The sequence below is a fragment of the Actinotalea sp. genome (assembly GCF_035443605.1).
In the GTDB taxonomy this organism is placed as follows: Bacteria; Actinomycetota; Actinomycetes; order Actinomycetales; family Cellulomonadaceae; genus Actinotalea.
Genome location: NZ_DAORSQ010000194.1, coordinates 1 through 2,402 on the forward strand (window position 1 = coordinate 1; position 2,402 = coordinate 2,402).

The 2,402-nt window shown below is 74.1% G+C and carries 2 protein-coding genes; both read left to right on the forward strand.

Going from position 1 to position 2,402, the window contains the following annotated elements; all coding sequences use genetic code 11:
- Positions 1-51: 51 nt before the first annotated feature.
- Entirely contained in the window at positions 52-1,179 is a 1,128-nt protein-coding gene (locus PKY62_RS13050; RefSeq protein ID WP_324537650.1) for an energy-coupling factor transporter transmembrane component T, read from the forward strand.
- The coding region (locus tag PKY62_RS13055; RefSeq protein WP_324537652.1) for an ATP-binding cassette domain-containing protein at positions 1,172-2,402 on the forward strand (1,231 nt) is incomplete at its 3' end. The genes PKY62_RS13050 and PKY62_RS13055, both read left to right, overlap by 8 nt.

The window sequence follows — 2,402 nt, forward strand, 5'->3', positions numbered from 1 at the left end:
GGCGCCGGCTGGGCCGCGTGGAGACGGCGCGTCTGACGCGATGATGGTCCGATGAGCCCCACCCTCCCCCGCGCGGTCCACCCGGCCGCGTGGTGGGGGTGGGCTCTCGGGATGGCCGTCGCCGTGAGCATGACGACCAACCCCCTCCTGCTCCTGCTGGCCCTGGCGGTCGTCGCCCTGGTCGTCGCGGCCCGCCGGGGGTCCTCGCCCTGGGCTCGGGCCTTTCGGCTCTACCTGTGGCTGGGCCTGGCGATCATCGTCATCCGCATCGTGCTGCACGTGCTCGTCGGGCTGAAGTTCGGCGAGATCGTGCTGTTCACCCTTCCCGAGGTGACGCTCCCGTCGTGGGCGGCCGGCATCCAGCTCGGCGGCACCGTCTATCTCGAGGGGCTGCTCGCTGCGGCCCTGCAAGGCCTGCGGCTGGCCGTCATGATCGCGTGCATCGGGGCGGCCAACGCGCTGGCCAACCCCAAGCGCCTCCTGCGCGCGATGCCGGCAGCGCTGCACGAGATCGGTTCTGCCGTGGTCGTGTCCGTGTCCGTGGCCCCCCAGCTCGCCGAGAGCGTGCAACGGGTGCGCCGCGCCCGCCAGCTGCGCGGGGACACCCGCCGCGGCATCCGGTCGGTGCCGGCGATCGCCCTGCCGGTGCTCGAGGACACCCTCGAGCGCTCGCTCCTGCTGGCCGCCGCGATGGACTCGCGGGGATACGGGCGGGCCGGGGCGGCGCCGCGGGGCCAACGGCTGCTGACGGGCGCACTCACCCTCGGCGGCCTGCTCGCGAGCGCCGTCGGCATCTACGGGGTGCTCGACGCGACGACCCCTGCGGTGATGGGCACGCCGACCCTGCTCGCCGGCCTCGGGCTCTCGGCGCTCGGCCTGTGGCTCGGCGGCCGGCACGTGCCCCGCAGCACCTACCGTCCCGACCCGTGGCTCGGGGCGGAGTGGCTGGTCATCACGTGTGGGGTGGTCGCAGCGGCCGTGTTCGTCGTGCTGTCGCGGGTTGCGCCGGACGGTCTCTCGATGCCGCTGACGCCGCTGGGCGTGCCGCCGCTGCCGATCCCGGCGGTGGTGGGGCTGCTCGTCGGTGCCCTCCCGGCGTACCTGACCCCCGAGCCCCCGCGTCCGTCGTCGCGCGCGCCGCGGCGTGGGGCCGCAGAGGTGGTGGGCACCCGTGGATGAGCACGCGATCTCGCTGTCGCGGGTGTCGGTGACCCTGCCGGGGGCTGACCGGCCGGTGCTGCGCGACGTCGACCTCACCATCGAGGAGGGTGAGCTCGCGCTCGTCGTCGGACGCACCGGGTCGGGCAAGTCGACCCTGCTCGGCGCGATCTGCGGGCGGGTGCCGCACTTCACCGGCGGCACCCTCGCAGGGCACGTGCGGCTGCACGGCCGCGACACCCGTGAGCACCGCCCCCGCGACCTCGCCGACCTCGTGGGCGTCGTCGGTCAGGACCCGCTCGCCGGGTTCGTCACGGACACCGTCGAGGAGGAGCTCGCCTACGGCATGGAGCAGCTCGGGCTGTCGCCGTCGACGATGCGCAAGCGCGTCGAGGAGACGCTCGACCTGCTCGGCATCGCGGAGCTGCGCGATGTGGCCCTGCGCGAGCTGTCCGGGGGTCAGCAGCAGCGGGTGGCGATCGGGTCGGTGCTCACGGCTCACCCGCGGGTCATCGTGCTCGACGAGCCGACGTCGGCCCTGGACCCCACCGGCGCCGAGGAGGTCCTCGCGACGATCACCCGTCTCGTGCACGACCTCGCCGTCACCGTCGTCGTCGCCGAGCACCGGGTCGAGCGGGTGCTGCACTACGCCGACACCGTCGTGCACGTGTCGCCGGACGGGACGGTGTCGTCGGGCACGCCCGCACAGGTCATGGTGTCGAGCGACATCGCCTCCCCCGTCGTCGAGCTCGGCCGGTATGCCGGGTGGTCGCCGTTGCCGCTGTCGGTTCGGGACGCCCGCCGCGCCGCCGTCGACCTGCGCGCCCGCCTGAACGCCACCCTGGTGCCCCCTTCCCAGCCGTCCCCAGACCGACCAATAGGTCACTCGAAGGACAGCACCCCACCCGCCACCCCGTCCCCAGACCGACCAATAGGTCACCCGGGGGACACGGTGCTCACGGCGCGGGACGTCGTCGTCCGGCATCCGGGCGACGTGCTGGCCGTCGCGAAGGTCTCCCTCGAGCTGCGCGCCGGCGAGGTCACCGCGCTCATGGGGCGCAACGGGTGCGGCAAGTCGTCGCTGCTCTGGGCGATGCAGGGCAGCGGCGAGCTGACCTCCGGCACCGTGCGGGCCGCGATGGTCGACCCGCGAACCCTGGATGCCGGGGAGCGCCGCGCGCTCGTCGGTCTCGTTCCGCAGTCGGCAGCCGACCTGCTCTACCTCGACACCGTCGGTGGCGAGT